At 70.5% G+C, this 17647-nt stretch carries 18 protein-coding genes; 9 read left to right on the top strand and 9 right to left on the bottom strand.

The genetic code is table 11. The features are described 5' to 3' along the window. Positions 1-27: 27 nt before the first annotated feature. The 7 genes from MRBLWH11_RS05605 to MRBLWH11_RS05575 are packed head-to-tail and all read right to left on the bottom strand — an operon-like array spanning position 28 to position 8618. Positions 28-1776 (bottom strand): alpha-amylase family glycosyl hydrolase, encoded by a 1749-nt coding sequence (locus MRBLWH11_RS05605; RefSeq protein WP_341947054.1) that lies wholly within the window; start codon positions 1774-1776, stop codon positions 28-30. After that, positions 1773-3122 (bottom strand): glycoside hydrolase family 36 protein, encoded by a 1350-nt coding sequence (locus tag MRBLWH11_RS05600; protein WP_341947053.1) that lies wholly within the window; start codon positions 3120-3122, stop codon positions 1773-1775. Before MRBLWH11_RS05600 ends, MRBLWH11_RS05605 begins: the two co-directional genes overlap by 4 nt. Beyond that, the gene (locus tag MRBLWH11_RS05595) at positions 3119-4231 is read right to left on the bottom strand and encodes a Gfo/Idh/MocA family oxidoreductase (protein WP_341947052.1); all 1113 of its coding nucleotides are present in this window, start codon (positions 4229-4231) and stop codon (positions 3119-3121) included. The genes MRBLWH11_RS05600 and MRBLWH11_RS05595 overlap by 4 nt, the downstream gene beginning before the upstream one ends. Further along, positions 4228-5286, bottom strand: a complete 1059-nt coding sequence (locus MRBLWH11_RS05590) for a zinc-binding alcohol dehydrogenase (RefSeq protein ID WP_341947051.1) — start codon at positions 5284-5286, stop codon at positions 4228-4230. Before MRBLWH11_RS05590 ends, MRBLWH11_RS05595 begins: the two co-directional genes overlap by 4 nt. 34 nt (positions 5287-5320) lie before the next feature. Beyond that, positions 5321-6226, bottom strand: a complete 906-nt coding sequence (locus MRBLWH11_RS05585) for a carbohydrate ABC transporter permease (protein WP_341947050.1) — start codon at positions 6224-6226, stop codon at positions 5321-5323. Further along, on the bottom strand, positions 6223-7227 hold the full coding sequence (locus MRBLWH11_RS05580; RefSeq protein ID WP_116633431.1) for a sugar ABC transporter permease: 1005 nt from the start codon (positions 7225-7227) through the stop codon (positions 6223-6225). The genes MRBLWH11_RS05585 and MRBLWH11_RS05580 overlap by 4 nt, the downstream gene beginning before the upstream one ends. After that, on the bottom strand, positions 7224-8618 hold the full coding sequence (locus tag MRBLWH11_RS05575) for an extracellular solute-binding protein (RefSeq protein ID WP_341947049.1): 1395 nt from the start codon (positions 8616-8618) through the stop codon (positions 7224-7226). Before MRBLWH11_RS05575 ends, MRBLWH11_RS05580 begins: the two co-directional genes overlap by 4 nt. A 138-nt stretch (positions 8619-8756) precedes the next feature. Here MRBLWH11_RS05575 and MRBLWH11_RS05570 point away from each other — a divergent pair, with 138 nt between their 5' ends. Next, positions 8757-9908 (top strand): ROK family protein, encoded by a 1152-nt coding sequence (locus MRBLWH11_RS05570; protein WP_341947048.1) that lies wholly within the window; start codon positions 8757-8759, stop codon positions 9906-9908. 16 nt (positions 9909-9924) lie between these two features. On the opposite strand, the gene MRBLWH11_RS05565 is transcribed toward MRBLWH11_RS05570, so the two are convergent. Then, entirely contained in the window at positions 9925-10620 is a 696-nt protein-coding gene (locus MRBLWH11_RS05565) for a WYL domain-containing protein (RefSeq protein WP_341947047.1), read from the bottom strand. A 49-nt stretch (positions 10621-10669) separates the two neighbouring features. Here MRBLWH11_RS05565 and MRBLWH11_RS05560 point away from each other — a divergent pair, with 49 nt between their 5' ends. Both MRBLWH11_RS05560 and MRBLWH11_RS05555 read left to right on the top strand, forming a co-directional pair. Then, positions 10670-11347 (top strand): alpha/beta hydrolase, encoded by a 678-nt coding sequence (locus MRBLWH11_RS05560; RefSeq protein ID WP_341947046.1) that lies wholly within the window; start codon positions 10670-10672, stop codon positions 11345-11347. Between the two features lie 28 nt (positions 11348-11375). Beyond that, positions 11376-11603, top strand: coding sequence for an RNA-binding S4 domain-containing protein (locus MRBLWH11_RS05555; protein WP_116633427.1), 228 nt, complete (start codon positions 11376-11378; stop codon positions 11601-11603). A 6-nt stretch (positions 11604-11609) separates the two neighbouring features. Here the strand turns inward: MRBLWH11_RS05555 and MRBLWH11_RS05550 are convergent, their stop codons facing one another. Continuing rightward, positions 11610-12245, bottom strand: a complete 636-nt coding sequence (locus tag MRBLWH11_RS05550) for a small multidrug efflux protein (protein ID WP_341947045.1) — start codon at positions 12243-12245, stop codon at positions 11610-11612. A gap of 169 nt (positions 12246-12414) precedes the next feature. On the opposite strand from MRBLWH11_RS05550, the gene MRBLWH11_RS05545 reads away from it, so the two are divergent. The 6 genes from MRBLWH11_RS05545 to MRBLWH11_RS05520 all read left to right on the top strand — a co-directional run bounded on the left by MRBLWH11_RS05545 (position 12415) and on the right by MRBLWH11_RS05520 (position 17645). After that, positions 12415-13239, top strand: coding sequence for a MerR family transcriptional regulator (locus MRBLWH11_RS05545; RefSeq protein WP_341947805.1), 825 nt, complete (start codon positions 12415-12417; stop codon positions 13237-13239). After that, on the top strand, positions 13229-13963 hold the full coding sequence (locus MRBLWH11_RS05540; RefSeq protein ID WP_341947044.1) for a GPP34 family phosphoprotein: 735 nt from the start codon (positions 13229-13231) through the stop codon (positions 13961-13963). The genes MRBLWH11_RS05545 and MRBLWH11_RS05540 overlap by 11 nt, the downstream gene beginning before the upstream one ends. 61 nt (positions 13964-14024) lie before the next feature. After that, positions 14025-15434, top strand: coding sequence for an HNH endonuclease signature motif containing protein (locus tag MRBLWH11_RS05535; RefSeq protein WP_341947043.1), 1410 nt, complete (start codon positions 14025-14027; stop codon positions 15432-15434). Between the two features lie 85 nt (positions 15435-15519). Next, positions 15520-16143 (top strand): cyclodeaminase/cyclohydrolase family protein, encoded by a 624-nt coding sequence (locus MRBLWH11_RS05530; RefSeq protein ID WP_341947042.1) that lies wholly within the window; start codon positions 15520-15522, stop codon positions 16141-16143. A gap of 132 nt (positions 16144-16275) precedes the next feature. Beyond that, a complete protein-coding gene (locus MRBLWH11_RS05525) occupies positions 16276-16473 on the top strand; it encodes a ferredoxin (RefSeq protein WP_341947041.1) in 198 nt (65 codons plus the stop codon). After that, on the top strand, positions 16473-17645 hold the full coding sequence (locus tag MRBLWH11_RS05520; RefSeq protein WP_341947040.1) for an FAD/NAD(P)-binding oxidoreductase: 1173 nt from the start codon (positions 16473-16475) through the stop codon (positions 17643-17645). Before MRBLWH11_RS05525 ends, MRBLWH11_RS05520 begins: the two co-directional genes overlap by 1 nt. Positions 17646-17647: the final 2 nt, after the last annotated feature.

Genomic DNA, 17647 nt, shown 5'->3' with positions numbered 1-17647 from the left:
AGGTCCCGAGTGGTCGTCGCCTCCCCGTCAGAGGCGGTCGCCGGTGTCTCGATTCGATGATGGCAGAGCGGCCAGCCAGACGTAGCCGAACGGCGCCAGCACGAGTCCGTCGTGATGAACCCCGCTCAGCAGGTCCGTGCCGCTCAGCGACTCCAGCGACACCGCCTCGTCGCTCACGTTCACGACCGCGACGACCTCATCATCGGTTCCCGCCGCGCGACGGACCACGAGCACACGGTCGTCGAGGAACGCGATCTCCTGCGCGGCGAACGGCGAGAACGCCGCTGCCCCCCGTCTGACCGCGAGCATCGCGCGGACGCCATCCAGCATGCCGGATCGACGCCCCGGCACCTGCAGCTCGGCGTGCAGGGTGTCGGCGTCGAGCACCTCGCGGTTGATGCGCCGCGCGATGTCGCTGTCCTGCACTCCCTGGTGGTCCTGCTGCGACCCGAGCAGCGAGTGGTGATAGATCGCCGGGACGCCGACGAGGGACAGCAGGATGGCGTGGGCGGCGAGGCCGCGCTGCACCGCGGAGGAATCCGGATCCGGGTCTGCCGGGTCGACCAGCGCCTCGAGGAAGTTCGTGTTGAGCTCGTACACCCCCTCGCTGCCGTCGGGGCGCTTGGCCATCGACACCCGTCCGCCGCGGGCGAGCGTCCGCTCGACGAGCAGTGCGCGATCGGCATCCGTCAGCAACCCCTCGGTGGGGCGCAGGCCGATGCCGTCGTGGCTCGCGAGGAAGTTGAACCAGGTGGCGGTATCACTGACGGGTCCCACGCCGCTCGCCCACTCCGACAGTGCGGTCGCCCGGCCTGTCACGAAGGCGTGCAGCACGAGGGGCGGCAGCGCGAACTGGTAGACCATGTGGGCTTCGTCGCTGCCGTCGCCGAAGTAGGTGATGTTGTCGGCGTGCGGCACGTTCGTCTCGGTGAGGAGGAGGGTGCCCGGCGCGAGCTCGTCGACGAGGATCCGCCAGATCCGGATGATGTCGTGCGTCTGCGGCAGATGGATGCAGGTGGTGCCGGACTGCTTCCACAGGTAGCCGATCGCGTCGAGGCGCACCGTGGTGGCGCCGCGCGCGAGGTAGCCGAGCAGGATGTCGGTGAGGTCGAGGAGCACGGCGGGCGTGCTCGGGTCGATGTCGATCTGGTCGGGTCCGAAAGTGGTCCACGCCCGCGCCATGGTGCCGTCGGGGCGCACGTACTCGTGCACGAGCGGAGTGACGCGGGGGCGGACGACGTGCGAGACGTCGAATCCGGGCCCGTTCTCGGGGAAGGGATCGAGGAAGTATCCGTCGTACCGCTCGTCCCGTGCGAGCCAGGACTGGAACCACGGCGACGAGCTGGAGATGTGGTTGGCGACGAAGTCCAGCGCGAGCGCGTACTCGTCGCGGAGGTCGGCGATGTCGTCCCAGGTGCCGAGCGCCGGATTCACCTGGCGGTGGTCGACGACGCCGAATCCGTCGTCCGAGGTCCACGGATAGATCGGCAGCAGATGCACGTCGCTGATGACGTCGCCGATGTGGTCGCGCAGCACTCCGGCGAGCGTGTGCAGCGGCGTCTCCCCCGGCCGGCGGAACGAGTCGCCATAGGTGATGAGATAGGCGGTGCGCTCATCCGGCCCGACATGATCCGCGTCCTGTCGCGGGGAGGTCAGGCGGGCGCGCCAGGTCTCCGCCAGGTCGAGGAGCGCGGCGAGCACCTCGGCCGCGGCATCCGGGTAGAGCTGTGCGACGAGCGGGGCGAGGCGGTCCTGCAGACCGTTCTCCAAGGTCATGCCGATGTCTCCTTCAGAAGCTGACGGACGAGTTCCGTCCCGCGCGCGTCGAGACCGTCGATGCGATCCGAGAAGCCGCGGATGCCGGGGGCGGCGAGCACCACGTCAGCCCACTCCTCGCGCAGCGCGAACTCGGGGCGCGCGACCAGGCAGTCCGGGTCGTTGGTCCAGAAGCGGCCGTGCTGCCACGACCGCGCCTCGACCGACATCTGTCCGCGCAGGCCCTGCGAGCCGTCCTCGCCGCCCTCGTGGAACGTGTCGCCGGCCACGCGCATCGCGTCGACAAGACCGACGCTGGGCAGGATCGGCGCGCCGCATCCGAGCAGGAACGCGTCGTCGCCGAGCACCTCGCGGATGAGCTCGAGACCCGAGCGGTAGGCCGAGATGGATGTGGCATCCGCGTCGTGGCGGCTGCCGGGCAGCGCTCCGGAGTAGAGGAAGTCGAGCTTCACGTAGTCGATGCCCAGATCGCGGATGTCGGAGAAGACGCGGGTCAGGTAATCGCGCACGCCGGGGTGTGTGAGGTCGAGTCCGCGCATGTCGTCGCCCCAGTTGCGTCCGGCGTCGCCGAGCACCCAGCCCGGATGCTCGCGCGCGACCGATGAGGTCGCGCCGACCGAGAAGGGAGCCACCCAGATGCCCGCGCGGCGGCCGCTGTCGAGGATGGCGCCGACCGCGTCGGGGAACGAGCCGAAGCGCGGGTTCGGCGCCGTCCACTCGCCGGTTCCCAGGCTCCATCCGTCGTCGATCTGCACCACGTCGACGTCGAGCCCCGCGGCGTCGATCGCGCGCACGTTCTCGATGACGTCGGACGCGTGCACCTCTTCGAAGTACTGGTACCAGGTGCACCACACGCGCGGCGCGGCCCACCCGAAGCGGGCGTCGGCTGCTGCGCCGAAGCGGTCTCCGAAGGCGGCGAGCGCGGCGGCGCCCTTCGACAGGCTCAGGGACCCAGGGTTCGACAGGCTCAGGGACCCAGGGTTCGACAAGCTCAGGGACCCAGGGTCCGACAGGCTCAGGGACCCGGGGTCGGCATCCGTCTCCACGACGACCCGATCGTCCCGCCACGACGCGCGGATCGTCGGCACCTCGCGGCTCGCGTCGAGGGTGCCGAACACACGCGCCTCACGCCCGTCACCGGGGTCGACGACCAGCAGGCCCTCCCCCTGCAACGCGTCGTCGGCGACGGGCGTGCCAGGACGGAAACGCATGGCATGCTGCCACGGCTCCGCCGGCCGGTGGATCTCCTCCCCGCGAGCGGACCACGTCGTCGGGCTCCAGCTCTGCCAGCCCTCCGCGTACACACGGGCGTCCGGCCCGACCGGGATCTCATCGATGACGGTCACGCTGCTGCCTTCCCTTCGAGGGCTGTCGTCAGTTCGAGCTCGGCCGGGTGCACCGGCATCCCACCGGCCTGCGCGGATTCGACGGCGGCGATCGTCGTCCTGACGGTGGCGGTGACGTGCGCGGCGGAGTTCTCCGGCTCGCGTCCCTCGGCGACGGCGGTCTGCAGCTCGCCCATCGCCCCGGCGAAGCCGTCGGTGAACCACTGCCCTTCCAGTGCGAACTCGCGGCTCTCCCCATCCCGGTCGAGCGCGAGCCGGTCGGAGCCGAGCAGCACGCTGCCGCGCAGGGTGCCCTCCGTCCCGTGGATCCAGAACGGGCATCCCCCGGCTGACGCCACGGCGCTCCCGACGATGCGGATCGACGCGCTCGCGCCGGACGAGACGTCGACGCGCAGGTCCGCTCCCCACGGGTTGCGCGCCTCATCGGGCTGCGCGGGAACGCGATGATCGGATGCCGCGACAGCCACGACCGACGTGCCTTCGAGCCAGCAGCGGGTGATGTCGATCCAGTGCACGAGGTAGTCGTTCAGCAGCATGTGCGGCACGTCGTCGAACGGAGTGCCCGCGAGCGGCGGCAGCGGCTTGTCATGCAGGTGGGTGACGCCGACGACATCGCCGATGCGCCCTTCGCGGATCAGCAGCGTCGCGAGTCGCCAGGCCGGTGCCCAGCGCGCGTTCTGGTTGACGGCGACGCGGATGCCCTTCGCTCGGGCCTCGTCGAGCACCTCGGCGAGCCGCGGCAGTTCGGATGGGTCGCTGACCAGGGGCTTCTGCGCGAGCACATGCTTGCCTGCGGCGACGGCCGCCGCGATGAGCTCGAGGCGTCCCGTCGGCCCCGTCGCGAGGTCGACCACCTCGACGCGGGGATCGGCGAGCAGGGTGTCGAGCGAGTCGTGCACGGTCTCGATGCCGAAATCGGCGGCGAGCGCCTCGGCGTCGGCCCGGGTGCGAGAGGTCACGGCGACCACCGGCACATCCCAGGCCCGATAGGCGGGCAGGTGCGCGGAGCGCGCGATGGCCCCGGCGCCGACGAGCCCGACGCCGAGAAGGCGGTCCGGAAACGACGGGCGGTACGAGGGGACGGCGTCGTCGGGGATCTCGGAGCTCACTGCACCTGCTCCGGTGCCGCCTCGAACCGCAGCACGGCCTGCAGGATCTCGGGGTCACCGGCATCCAGGCGCGCGAACACGCCGGCGACATCCTCCGCCGGCACGACATCCGACACGAGCGCGCCCGCGTCGACGTCGCCGGCGAACACGAGGCCCATGACCGTGCGCACCAGCCGCGCCTGATTCCAGCGGCCCCCGAGCGAGACCGGCACGCCGGAGATCTGGCTCGCGACGATGCGCACGCGGTTGTGGTGGAACTCCTCGCCGAGGCGCAGGTTCGACGCCCCGCCCTGATAGAAGCCGGATGCCGCGACCAGCCCCTCGGTCACGACGGAACGCACGGCCTCGTGCAGCGCCCGATCGGTGCCGGAGAGCTCGATCGCGCTGTCGGCGCCCCCGCCGGTGAGCTCGCGGATCCTCTCCCCCGCGCCGCCTTCTCGCAGCGCATCCACCGCGTGGACGGCCCCGAAGGTCGTCGCCATGGCGAGGCGGGCGGCCAGCGTGTCGACGGCGATCACCCGGCCGCCCGAGAGCGACGCGAGCCGGGTGGCGAGGAGTCCGATGACGCCCTGCCCGAAGACCGCGACCTGCTCGCCCAGCCGCACGTCGGCGGCGAGGACGCCGTTGAGCGCGATGGCGCCGACGCGGGCGAAGGTGCCGAGCACCGGGTCGACGCCGTCGGGCACGATGCGCCCGGCGACCGCCGCGGCCGGGACGACGGCGTCGCTGCGGTGACCCCAGATGCCGTGGACCACGTCGCCGACGCGCACGTCGGTCACGTCATCCGCGACCTCGACGACCTGACCGACCTCGGAGTAGCCCCAGCCGCTGACCGGGTAGCCGAAGCTCGGCTCGCCAGGCACGAACAGCCGCCGCTCGGCATCCCACGTCGACGTGAGGTACGGATTGGTCCCGCGATACGCGGTCAGCTCGGTCCCTGCCGAGATGCCGGAGTACCAGGTGGCGATCCGGACCGATCCGGGTGTCAGAGGCTGGGCCTCGATCTCGACCAGCTCGACCTCGCGGACGGCGGAGAACTGCACGACATGGGGCACGGGCTGTGCCTTCCTTCCAGGATCGACGGGTGATTCAGCCCTTCTCCGCACCGGCGGTGAGGCCCCCGACGAGGAGCCGCTCCGATGCGAAGAAGAGCAGGATGATGGGCAGGGTGAGGATGACGGACCCGGCCATCAGCACCGTGGTGGGGACCTCGATGCTGCCGGCGAGCTGGGACAGACCGAGCGACACCGTCCACGAGTCGCGCTTCTCGACGAGGAACAGCAGCGCGAACAGGAACTCGTTCCACGCGATCATGAAGATGAACAGGCCATTCGACACGATGGCGGGCATCGCGAGCGGGATGCTGACCTTGCGCATGATCTGGAACCTGCTGGCCCCGTCGAGCGCCGCCGCCTCCTCCAGCGAGACCGGGATCGTCGCGAAGTAGTTCCGGAGCGTGTAGATCGACACGGCAGCGACCTGCGAGACGTACACGATGAGCAGGCCGACCAACGAGCCGCGCAGCCCGATCTGCGTGAAGAACACGAAGAGCGGCACCGCGAGCAGGATCGCCGGGAAGAAGTACACCGCGAGGAAGAGTCCCGACACCTGACGGCGTCCGAAGAACGCGAGCCGGCTGACCGCATACGAACCCGGGATCGAGACCAGCAGCGTGAGCACGACGGTCGCCAGCGCGACGAGCAGCGAGTTGCGCATGAAGACGATGAAGCCCTGCCCACCGGCATCCACGGGGGCGAGCACGTCGAGATACGTCGAGAAGTCGAGCTCCTCGATCGTGATCCACAGCGCCCCGGGGTTCTGCAGCAGCGAGTCGAGCGACCGGAAGCTCAGCAGCACCATGTAGTAGAACGGCACGACCGCGGCGAGCACCAGGAGCACGATCACGATCGGGCGGAGCACACGGAACAGGCCGTTCTCGAAGCTGTCGCGGGTCAGGCCGCGGCGCGGGGCGCGGGTCGTGGTCTGCGCGCTCATGCCTGCTCCTCCTGCTTGCCGAAGAACTTCAGGTAGATGCCGACGAGCACGGCGAGGATCGCGGCCAGCACGAGCGCCTGCGCGGCGGCCGCACCGATGTCGCCCCGCGCGGTGAGCAGGTCGAACACCCGCACCGAGACGACCTCGGTGCCGGCTCCGCCGCCCGTGAGCAGGTAGATGTCGTCGAAGTTGTTGAACGTCCAGATGAAGCGCAGCACGCAGAGCACGGCGATCGTGGGCAGCAGCTGCGGCAGGAGGATGTGGCGGAAGCGCTGGGTGGGCGTCGCGCCGTCGACGCGCGCGGCCTCGTCGAGCACGCCGGGCACGGCCTCGAGACGGGCCGTGAGGAAGAGGAACGCGAAGGGGAAGGAGCGCCAGGCCTCGAAGAGGATGACGGTGATGAGCGCGATCGGCAGCTCCACCTGCCACCCGAAGATGCTGACCGGCAGGGAGCGGTCGGAGAGGAAGGCGACCGGGTCCTCCCAGCCGAGCACGTTCTGGCCGAACCAGTTCACGATGCCGAACTGCGGGTTGAGCATGGTCGACCACACGAAGGTGGCGGCGACGACCGGGGCGACGTAGGGCAGCAGCAGCGAGGCGCGCACGAGACCGCGGCCCCGGAACGGCTTACGGAGGGCGACCGCGGCGATGAGGCCGATGCCGATCGCGAGCCCGGTGCCGCACACGGAGTAGACGATGGTCGTCCAGAGGGCGCTGAAGAAGCCGGGCGAGGTGAGCACGTCGATGAAGTTGTCGAGCGTGTACTCGCCGATGATGCCGGTGCCGCGGATGTTGATGAGCCGCACGTCCTGGAACGCCAGCGAGATCGCCCAGATGATCGGCAGCACCACGGCGACGAGGATGATGATGAACGTCGGCGAGATGAGCAGAAGGCCGGCGCGGTTCTCCTCGCGGTTGTGCCGCGAGCGCCGGCGCGGCTTCGTGGTCCCGGGACCGAGGCGCGCGGCCTCGGTCCCGGATCCGTTCTCGAGAGTGGTCACTTGAGCGACTCGCCGATCGAGCGCACCGCCTCGGCGGCCGTCGCTGCGGCCTCGGCCGGGTCTCCGCCCTGCGCGACATCGCTGACGGCGGTCGAGACGGGGAGCTCTCCCTGGAGGGCGCCGAGCAGGCTGCCCTGACCCTGCGTGATGCCCCAGCGTGCGAGATCCTGCGGACCGGCGGCCACAGCCTCGAGCACCTCGGGCGTGTAGAAGTCCGACAGCGGCGCCTTGGTGTCGACTCCGGCGGGAAGCGTGCCCCACAGGTCGGAGAACTTCGTCGGCTCGTCCGGGGTGCCGGTGCGCACCGGCACCTTGCCCTCGGGAGCGATCGCGATCCACGGCTCATAGCCGTCGCCCATCATGTACTCGATGAACGACTGCGAGGCCTCGGCGTTCGCGCCCTCGGTGATGGTCCACGAGGTGATCTCGCCGAACTGCGCCGGTGCGTCGCCGTCGGGACCGGCGATCGAGGTCACCACGCCGGTGTTCTGCGCCAGGAAGGCGGGGTCGGCCACGCACTCGGGGCACGACGGCTTGGCGTCTTCCCGGAGCCCTGCCATCTCGTCGAGGACGAAGCTCGACCAGATGAACATGGCCGCTCCGCCCGCGAAGTAGGTCGCGCGGGTGGTGTCGACGTCCTGCGCACCGGGCACGGAGTAGTTCTCGGTCAGGTCGCCGTAGAACTCGAAGGCGCTGACGCACGCGTCGGAGTCGAGCTCCACGTCGCCGTCCTTGTTCACGAGCTCGCAGCCGTTGCCGAGCGCGATCTGCTCGAAGGTCTGCTCCGTGAAGGCGTCGCCCGGCGCCGTGGCACCCACGAATCCGGCGACCTCCGGCGAATCGAGCTTCTCGGCCGCGGCGAGGATCGACTCGTAGGAGTCGGGCGCCTCGAGGCCTGCCGCCTCGAAGAGGTCGGTGCGGTAGAAGAGCATCTGCGTCCACGACTCGCTCGGCACGGCGAGGGCCGTGTCACCGTCGGAGGTCAGCGTCAGGGCGTTCTCCGAGAACGTGGACGGGTCGAGGGCGTCGATGGTCGCAGCCACGGCGTCCGTGTCGACGAACTCGTTGGCCGACAGCGTGCGCACCTGCGGAAGCGAGATGCCGCCGATCACGTCGGGGAGGTCGCCGGCGGCGGCCGACGACGTCAGGAGCTGGGCGAACTGATCCTCGGCGACCGAGACGAGCTCGACGTCGATGCCGGTCTTCTCGGTGAACGCGTCGACGATCTCCTGCGTCGCGGCGACGCGGTCGGGAAGGTCCTCCTGCAGCCAGAAGGTGATGCCGTCGCCTCCGTCGCCGCCTCCCTCGTCGCCGGAGCTGGTGCATCCGGTGAGGGCGAGCGCGGTCAGGCCGACCACGGCCATTGCTGCTGCTGTCGCACGGGTCTTCACTATGCGCCTCCTTGCGCTGAGGTCCTGCAGGTCTCTTCGGGGCTCGGTCGGAATGTCACGACCATTAAGACTAAAAGCTAGACATAAGTCGCATAGCTGTCAAGCATTATGCTGAGAACGACCCCCATGGAGGTGGAGATGTCCGGTCCCGGCGATGTGCTCGAGCTGATCCGCGAGCGTCGCGCCTTCACGCGCGGCGACGTCCTCGAGGTGACCGGCCTCTCGCGGATGACGGTCGCGACCCGCATCGACGCCCTGCTGGACGCCGGCCTGATCATCGAGTCCGGCACCGAGAGGGTCTCGGCCGGCCGGCCGTCGCGCCGCCTCGAGTTCAACACGGCGCACGCCCACGTGATCGCCGCGAGCGTCGACACCACCCACACCACCGTCGCCCTCACCGACCTGGCCGGCCGGATCACGGTCGAGGAGCGCGTCGAGGTCGCGGTCGCCGACGGTCCCGACCTGACGCTCAACGCCATCGCCGACCGGGCTGCCCACCTTCTCGCGCGCGCCGGGATCGCGCGCGACGACGTCGCGGCCATCGCGCTCAGCATCCCCGGCCCCGTGGATCCCGACACCGACCGGCCCAGCCAGCCGCCGATCATGCCGGGGTGGGACGCCTACCCGATCCCCGACCATCTGAACAGCGCGCTCGGCGTCCCCGTCCTGGTGTCGAACGATGCGGATGCCGCCGCCCTCGGCGAGCAGCGGGCCGCGCATCCGAACTCGCGGTCGCTGTGCTTCCTCAAGGTGTCGTCCGGTATCGGCACGGGGATCGTGCTCGGCGGACGCGTGTATCGCGGCGCCGACGGAGGCGCAGGCGACATCGGGCACGTCAAGATCGCCGGGCACGGCGACCTGCTGTGCCAGTGCGGAGCACGCGGATGCCTCGCCGCCGCGGCATCCGGTCGCGCCGTGGCCCGCTCCCTCACCGCCCTCGGAAAGCCCGCCGCATCGGCATCCGACGTCGGCGCCTACCTCGCCGACGGAGATCCGGATGCCGCCAACCTCACGCAGGAGGCCGGCCGCCTGATCGGCGAGGTCGTGGCCACGGTCGTGTCCCTCCTCAACCCCTCCGAGGTCGTGCTCGGCGGGATGCTCGCCTCCCCGCCCCTGCTGGCGGGCGTGCGCGAGACCCTCTACCCCCGTTCGCTCCCCCGGGCGACCCGGCACCTCAGCATCAGCCAGTCGACGCTCGGCGAGAAGGCGACGGTGGTGGGTCTCGCGGCGATGGTGGTCGAGCGCGAGTACTCGGTGTCCGCGGTCAACGCGGATCTCGCGCGATCCTGACGGGGATCGAAGACGCCTAGCGGTCGGTGAGCGGCGCGGCGGACGACGGCGGGGCGCCGATCGCCTCGACCGGGATGGCAGCGGCCCGCTCCTTCGTCAGTCGCGCACCGACGACACGATCGGTGCGGAACCAGCGGATGCCGTCGGCCAGGCGGCAGTGGCCGACGAAGTACCAGTGCCCGCGGGTGAACGCGAGGAGGATCGGGTCGACCTTCCGTGTCGTGGCCGCCCCCTGGTGGTCGACGTAGTCGACGGTCACGACCCGCATCTCGTTCAGGGCGTGCTCGAGAGCGCGCTGCACCTTCGGGGTCGCGGGAGCGTCGCTCGTGTCGATCCAGATCCGATCGGTGAGAGAGGTCGCGCGGTCGCGGGCCCCGCTGTCCATCACGCCCAGCACCTTGTTCAGCGCGCCGCGCAGGTGCTCGGCGAACGGCTGCTCCCGATGGACCGCCGCGGCGGCGGCGAGGCCGGCGACCTCCGCCTCGGTGAAGTTGACCGGCGGGAGGGTCGCCTCGGCGTCGACGACGTAGCCGCCACCCGGCCCCGGTCGCGCCCAGGCGGGAAAGCCGGAGTGCTGCAGCGTCGAGATGTCGCGCTTGATCGTGCGCGTGCTCACCTCGAAGGTCGCCGCCAGGCGCTCGGCCGTGCGACCGGCCTGACCGGCGCGCCGCAGCTCCTCGCGGATGGCGTAGAGCCGATCGGTGCGATTCACGGATAAATAGTGACATAGGAGTGACATTCAGGCGAGGAAGGATCGGAGAATGATCACTTCATCGGAGACCATCCTGTTCCTCAGCGGCGCGGGGCTCAGCCCCCGGATCTGGGACGGCGTGCGTGATGACCTCGCCGTCGCGTCGGTCGTCGCGCCGCGCCCGACCGCAGGCGCGTCGTCGCTGAGCGACCACGCGGAAGCGGCGATCGCGTCCGTCGACGGCCGCAGCTTCACGATCGTCGCCCACTCGATCGGCGGGGTGATCGCCAGCGAGATCCTCCGGCTCGCCCCGGAGCGGGTCGACGGCCTGCTGGCCGTGTCGGCCGTGATCCCGCGCGCCGGGGAGTCCTTCGTCTCCGCGATGCCGGCGCCGAACCGGTGGATCCTGCCGGTGGCGCTCCGACTCGGCGGGACCCGGCCGCCGGAGTCCGCGATCCGTCGCGGTCTCGGTCACGGACTCGAAGAGACCGAGGTCGACCGGGTCGTCGCCGAGTTCACCCCGGAACCGCGACGGCTCTACCTCGACAGGACGCGCGGCCACGCCTGGACCGGGCGGACCGGGTACCTGACGACCACGCAGGATCGCGAGCTGCCCGCGGCGATGCAGCGGCGCTTCGCCGATCGCCTCGGCGCGGAGGGGAGGGAGGACCTCCCGACGGGCCATCTGCCGATGCTGCAGGAGCCCGCGCAGACGGCATCCGCCATCCGTAGCTTCCTGGACGCCTGATGACCGACCCGGCGGCTAGCATTCAAGGATGACGAACAACGGCCCGATCGACGACGTCTCCATCGGCGGCGAGATGATCCGTCTCGGCCAGTTCCTGAAGTTCTCGGGTCTGCTCGACTCCGGCGGAGACGCCAAGGAGGTCGTGATCGACGGCTACGTGACGGTCAACGGCGAGGTCGATCGCCGCCGCGGCCGGCAGCTCCACGACGGTGATCTGGTGACGTTCGAGGGACGCACGGTCCGCGTCCGGCCCTGAGGCGGATCACCAGCCCAGGAGGGTGAGGAGTCCGGTCGCGGCGGCAGCCACGGCCCCGGTCCACAGCACGATCGCGACGACCTGCCACAGGATGACCCACTCCTTGCGCACGCCCGAGGCGACGAAGAAGGCGGCGGTCAGCATCGTCGGCAGGGCGAGGGGCGCGATGATGCTCGCCCCGGGGACACCGAAGCGCACCAGCCAGCGGCGCAGCTTGTCCCGCCCCTTGGAGGCGTGGGTCGGCTTCGCATCGTCGGCACCCTCGTTCTCGGCACCCTCGTTCTCGGCGCCCTCGTTCTCGGCGACGACGGTCGCGGTCGCTGCTGTCGCGGCATCCGTCTCGCCGAGACCCGACGATGTCACACCGGCCCCGCCCGGGGACCCCGCCCGCGCCTGGCGACGCGCGACGACGCCGCCGCGGATGCGAGAGCCGAGCAGGACCACTCCGATCACGCAGAGGATGTTCCCGGCAGCAGCGGCGACCGCCGCGACGATCGGGTTGATGCCGGCGATGATGCCGAACGCCGCCGCGCCCTCCCCCTCGATGTAGGGGATCATGGCGACGACCGCGACCATCAGCGGCTGGAGGATGTCCGGGACCTGGTTGATGAAGTCCTGCAGCCAGGGGTACGGGTTGTCCATGTCTCTTCTCTCTCGATGACGGATGCCGCGGATCGGCATCCGTTTCCCTCACGAAGTGAAGACCGTGTTCTCAGAACAGGGTCAAGTCCCGGCGTGATCGTCACCGCGGTACTTGACCCTGTTCCGTGAACAGGGTCTTGAATGGACCCGAAGAGAGGACGTGAACCCGATGGCTTGGAGCACGAGCGAACTGGCGGATCTCGCCGGGACGACCGTCAACAGCGTGCGGCACTACCACCGCACAGGTCTGCTCGACGAGCCGGAACGCCTGTCCAACGGATACAAGCAGTACAGCGCCCGGCACCTCGTGCGCCTGCTGCAGATCCGTCGGCTCCGTGAACTCGGCGTGCCGCTGGCGCAGATCGAGGCCGTCGGATTCGAGAGCGGCGGGAACTCCGGTCAGGCCCTCCTCGCGATCGACGCCGACCTCGCCGCCAGCATCGAACGTCTGCAGCGGGCGCGTGCCGAGATCCGGGCCATCCTCGAGGGCACGACCGGGATCGACGTTCCGCCGGGATTCGAGGATGTCGCAGGGAAGCTCTCCGGCCCCAATCGGTCGCTCATGCTGGTCTATTCGCAGTTGTACGACGAGTCCGCCATGTCCGACGTGAAGAGAATGGTGCAGGATGAGCCCGACGATCTGAACGATGAGTTCGACACACTCCCGCCCGATGCCGACGAGGCCACTCGCGAGCGCATCGCCGTGGCCTTGGCGCCGCAGCTCGCCCAGCACATCGCGGACTACCCCTGGCTGATGCAGCCCGCCGAGCACCTGTCGAAGGGCATGCGGGTGACGCAGGAGACCTTCATCGCCACGGTGAGAGAGCTGTACAACGAGGCTCAGCTCCACGTCCTGGCGCGCGCCAGCATCCTGGCGACCGAGAAGAGAGCAGCGGATGCCGAGCCGGCGTCCGCCCTGGGCGACACGAGCGCCCTGGGCGACGCGAGCGCCCCGGGCGACGCGAATCACGAAGGAGAGCACCATGACCGATGACCTCGAGCCCCAGGCGGCGGCCGCACCGGGCGCAGCCGCCGGGGATGCCGAACGGATCTCCCCGGATCCACTGCTCGTCGAAGACACGCTGCTGCTGCTCTTCCAGCCGGATTCCGGATCGATCGCGGGCGAGAACATCCTCTTCTACGTGCTGGGTGGTGCCGTGCTCGGCGACCTCGCACTCGCCGGGCGCGTCGAGACGGAGAAGCGAGCCCTCTCGACGCGGGTGCAGGCGACAGGAGAGGGAGCCCTGCCGGACGCGCTGCTCGAGCCTGCGTGGTCGTTCCTGGCTCCGAAGCCGCGCGGCGTGCAGACGGCGCTCGCGGCGATCGGGCCGGAATTGCGTGGCCCCGTCCTTGATCGGCTCGTCGCACGAGGCGACCTGAACCGAGAGGAGGGGAAGACCCTCGGCATCTTCCCGACGACGAAGCTCACGCTGGGAAGTGGCCGGCGCGACGCTCTGATGGGGCGCGTGCGTGCGGCGCTCGTCGACGGGGAGGCGCCCGACGCCCGCACGGCGGCGAGCATCGCGCTGCTCTCCGCGAGCGGCACGCTTCCGCAGTTCCACCGCGAGATCCTGTGGAGCGGCGACGTCTACACGCGGGGCAAGGAACTGGAACGCGGCGACTGGGGCGCCGCAGCAGCCTCTTCGGCGGTCACCCGCACGATGGCCGCCATCATCGGCAATGCGGTAGTCGCGGCGACAGTGCTGCCGCGGAGCTGAGACGGCCTCCCGCGGGCGGTTGTATGCCGCCATATTAGTACATATGTTCTAATCTGGGGGTATGGCACAGCGGCAGACGGATCTTCACCTCGACCTCGATAAGCGTCGTCGTGTGCTGGAGGCGTGGGTGGAGAAGAAGCGGCAGATCGCGGTGCTGGAGTGCGAGGCGATGGAGGTGATGGTCGAGCAGATCGGGTTCCATGAGGCGGATGTCGCGGGGAACGGGTTCCATCGGGATGCGATCTATCGGTCGATGGTTGCGGAGTTCTCCGCTGCCGCTCGGATCCCGACCGGGTCTGTGGAGTTTGCGTTCACGGATGCCCTGGTGGTGTCGACGTCCCTGCCGGAGGTGCGGGCGGCGTTCGCCGCGGGCCGGGTGTGTGCGGGGCATGTGCGGGAGATCGTGCGGGAGAGTGCGATCGTGGCGGAGGCGATCCGGAACAAGCGGGTGGATGCCGACGTGATGGGGTTGTATGAGGCGGCGGTGCTGGTGTTCGCGGAGCGGGAGACCGCGGCGCGGACGAAGGCGCATGCGGCGCAGGTCGCGGCGGCGTTGGTCGGGGAGACGGTCACGGACCGGCACCAGCGGGCGGCCTCGGAGCGGTGTGTGAAGGTGCGTTCCGTCGGTGACGGGCTGGCGTTGTTGACGGCGGTGCTGCCGGAGTGGGTCGCTGTCGCGATCGCGGACCGGCTCCGCCAGATGACCCGGCAGGTGATCCGGAACCGTGCTCATGCCCGCGACGCCGACAGTGGCTCCGGCTCCGGCCCTGCCTGCGACTCCGGAAGCGTGATCTTCAGCGACGACACGTTCGCCACCGACCCCGACACGGACACAGACACAGACACAGACGCGGACACAGGCGCGGATGCCGAGGATGTCGCCGCGGACACGCGCACCTGGGATCAGGTGCAGGCGGACCTGCTCGCCGATCTGCTGCTCACCGCCGACCCCAGCGCCATCCACGGCGACGGGCTGGACAACATCCAGGGCCGCATCCAGGTGACGATCGCCGGGACCACCCTCGCCGGCGAGGATGAGCGGCCGGCGGACCTCGACGGGCACGGCCCCCTGCACCCCGACATCGCCCGCGACCTCGCCGGGAGGAACACCGGCTGGTCACGCCTGTTCCTCGACCCCGACGGCATGGTCCGCGAGACCGACACGTACACGCCGACGGAGGGTATGCGGAGGTTTCTGCGCGCCCGGGATCAGCATTGCCGATTCCCCGGCTGCCGGATGCCCGTGCACCGGTGCGACATCGACCACACCCACGACCACGCCCGAGGAGGCAAGACCAGGCTCGACAACCTCGCCCACCTCTGCCGCGCCCACCACACCCTCAAACATCCTGATGTCTCGGACGCGCACCGATGGACAGCCCGACAAGAACGCGACGGCACCATCACCTGGCACAGCCCCCTCGGCCGCACCTACACCGACCGACCCACCCACCGCGTCATGTTCACCTGACACGAAGGACTTCGGACGGGCGCCGCGCGCCATCGCGCGGCTGCGGTGGCTCCGGGAAACGCGTGCACGGGTTAGGGTTGCGCGCATGGATCACGACGCCGACGTGCCGACGTCCACCCCTCTGGACGGGTGGCTGGCGCAGCTCGGTCAGCCGAACGGGGCGCCCGGCGGGGGCGCGGCGGCGGGGGTGATGCTGGGGATCGCCGCGTCGCTTCTGCGCATGGTCGCGGAGTACACGCCGGATGATCCCCGCGCGACGGAGTGCGCCGACCGGCTCGCCCGCATGCGCGTGGAGGCTCTGGACGCCGCCGAGGCCGACGGCATCCTCTCGGCAGGCTTCGGCGCCGCCCTCGCCCTGCCGGCGGAAGACTCCGAGCGGGACGCTCGCGTGCGGGATGCCGCGATCGAGGCCGCCGAGTCGTCGACGCGGCTCGGCGCCATCGGCATCCGGCTGCTGCCCGAGGTGCGCGTTCTCACCGAGATCGGGAATCCGCACCTGCAGGCGGATCTCGCGGTCGCAGCGGAAGCCCTGCGCGCCGGACTCGCCGGCGCGACGATCAACCTGCGCGCGAACCTGCAGATCGCCCGGAAGCACGACGCCCCGGCGCCGCTCCGGTCAGATCTCGACGCCGAGGCCTCACGCCTGACAGAGGCGCAGAACGCGGTCGCCCGCATCGCCGACGAACTCGCGGCGCGCGCCGGCGAGTGACCGGCAGCTCCTCCACCGGCACGGCGGACTTCTCCACGGATGGCGCTTGAGTCCATGTTCTGAGCGCACTGCGTCTAGGAACGACGGGAGGCAGCGCGTTGAATCGACCGTGTAGCCCGCGAGTACAGAGGAGTGCCGATGAGCATCACGGTCCAGTCAGACGCCTGCGTCGGTGCAGGTCAGTGCGCCCTCGTGGCTCCCGACGTGTTCGACCAGGACGACGACGGCATCGTCCTGCTCCTGGAGCCCGATCCGCAGGGCTCCGACCTCGAGGCGGCGACCCGCGCGGTGCGCCTCTGCCCCGCACGCGCCATCTCGTTGGCACCCTGATGCCGGCTCGCGTCGTCGTGGTCGGCGCCTCCATCGGCGGACTGACCGCGGCCGAGACACTCCGCCAGGAGGGTTTCGGCGGCGAGATCCTGCTGCTGGGCGATGAGCCGCACCTGCCGTACACGCGTCCGCCCCTCTCGAAGCAGATCCTCCTCGGGGACTGGGAACCCGACCAGGCCGCGATCCGCACCGCCGCAGAGCTCGACGATCTCGGCATCGTCGTGCGCACCGGATGCGCCGCGCACGGCCTCGACGTCGAGGCCCGCGTCCTCCACACCGCGCAGGGCGCGATCCCCTTCGACGAGCTCGTCATCGCGACCGGCACCGAGCCGCGCTCGCATCCGCTCCTCCCCTGGGCGCCGACGCTGCGCACCATGGACGACGCGCAGCGACTACGCGACCGAATGCGCGCAGCGCGGCGCATCGCCGTGATCGGATCGGGCATCCTCGGTTCGGAGATCGCCAGCGCCGCGCGCAAGCACGGCGCCGAGACCCTGCTGATCGGCCGGTCCGGGGCCCTCGGCTTCGGGGGCGTCGGCACGCTCCTCAGCGACGAGCTCAGCCGACTGCACGAGGACAATGACGTCGAGCTCGCGCTGCGCGCCGACATCGCCTCCGCCGTGCCGCTGCCTTCCGGTGCCGCGGAGCTCACCCTCGGCACGGCCGTCCGCCGCGTCGACCTGGCCGTCGTCATGATCGGGGGGATGCCGCGCACGGGGTGGCTCGCCTCGTCGGGCCTCTCCGTCGACGACGGCATCGCCTGCGACAGCAGCGGCACCGCAGCTCCCGGCGTCTCGGCAGTCGGCGACGTCGCCGCATGGGCCGATCCCGTCAGCGGACGCCATGTGCGGGTCGAGCACCAGAGCAACGCGATCGAGCAGGCGGTCGCGGTCGCGGTCCGCATCGCGCGCGGCGAGAACGGCACCCAGCCGGTGCCCCTCTTCTGGTCGGAGATCCACGGCGCCCGCATCCACGCCTACGGCTGGTTCGACCCCGCCACGCCCCTGGTCGAACGGACCACCGACCCGGAGGCGCGAGGCGCGATCTTCGCGAGCAGAGACGAGACCGGTGGCGCGCGCGGCGTCGTCGGCTGGAACGCCTCCCCTCGGGACTTCCGTGCCGCACGCGCCGAGGTGCTCGCCGCCACCCCTGCACTCACCCCGCAACCCTGAAG

Source organism: Microbacterium sp. LWH11-1.2 (assembly GCF_038397745.1).
GTDB lineage: Bacteria > Actinomycetota > Actinomycetes > Actinomycetales > Microbacteriaceae > Microbacterium.
Note: the sequence above shows the minus strand (reverse complement) of the source record. Positions and strands in the feature narration are given on the sequence as shown.

What these genes read in the sequence shown, in the direction of transcription:
- MRBLWH11_RS05605 (WP_341947054.1), bottom strand. Translation starts at nt 1,776, where the DNA reads ATGACCTTGGAGAACGGTCTGCAGGACCGCCTCGCCCCGCTCGTCGCA.
- MRBLWH11_RS05585 (WP_341947050.1), bottom strand. Translation starts at nt 6,226, where the DNA reads ATGAGCGCGCAGACCACGACCCGCGCCCCGCGCCGCGGCCTGACCCGC.
- MRBLWH11_RS05570 (WP_341947048.1), top strand. Translation starts at nt 8,757, where the DNA reads ATGTCCGGTCCCGGCGATGTGCTCGAGCTGATCCGCGAGCGTCGCGCC.
- MRBLWH11_RS05560 (WP_341947046.1), top strand. Translation starts at nt 10,670, where the DNA reads ATGATCACTTCATCGGAGACCATCCTGTTCCTCAGCGGCGCGGGGCTC.
- MRBLWH11_RS05555 (WP_116633427.1), top strand. Translation starts at nt 11,376, where the DNA reads ATGACGAACAACGGCCCGATCGACGACGTCTCCATCGGCGGCGAGATG.
- MRBLWH11_RS05550 (WP_341947045.1), bottom strand. Translation starts at nt 12,245, where the DNA reads ATGGACAACCCGTACCCCTGGCTGCAGGACTTCATCAACCAGGTCCCG.
- MRBLWH11_RS05545 (WP_341947805.1), top strand. Translation starts at nt 12,415, where the DNA reads ATGGCTTGGAGCACGAGCGAACTGGCGGATCTCGCCGGGACGACCGTC.
- MRBLWH11_RS05540 (WP_341947044.1), top strand. Translation starts at nt 13,229, where the DNA reads ATGACCGATGACCTCGAGCCCCAGGCGGCGGCCGCACCGGGCGCAGCC.
- MRBLWH11_RS05535 (WP_341947043.1), top strand. Translation starts at nt 14,025, where the DNA reads ATGGCACAGCGGCAGACGGATCTTCACCTCGACCTCGATAAGCGTCGT.
- MRBLWH11_RS05530 (WP_341947042.1), top strand. Translation starts at nt 15,520, where the DNA reads ATGGATCACGACGCCGACGTGCCGACGTCCACCCCTCTGGACGGGTGG.
- MRBLWH11_RS05520 (WP_341947040.1), top strand. Translation starts at nt 16,473, where the DNA reads ATGCCGGCTCGCGTCGTCGTGGTCGGCGCCTCCATCGGCGGACTGACC.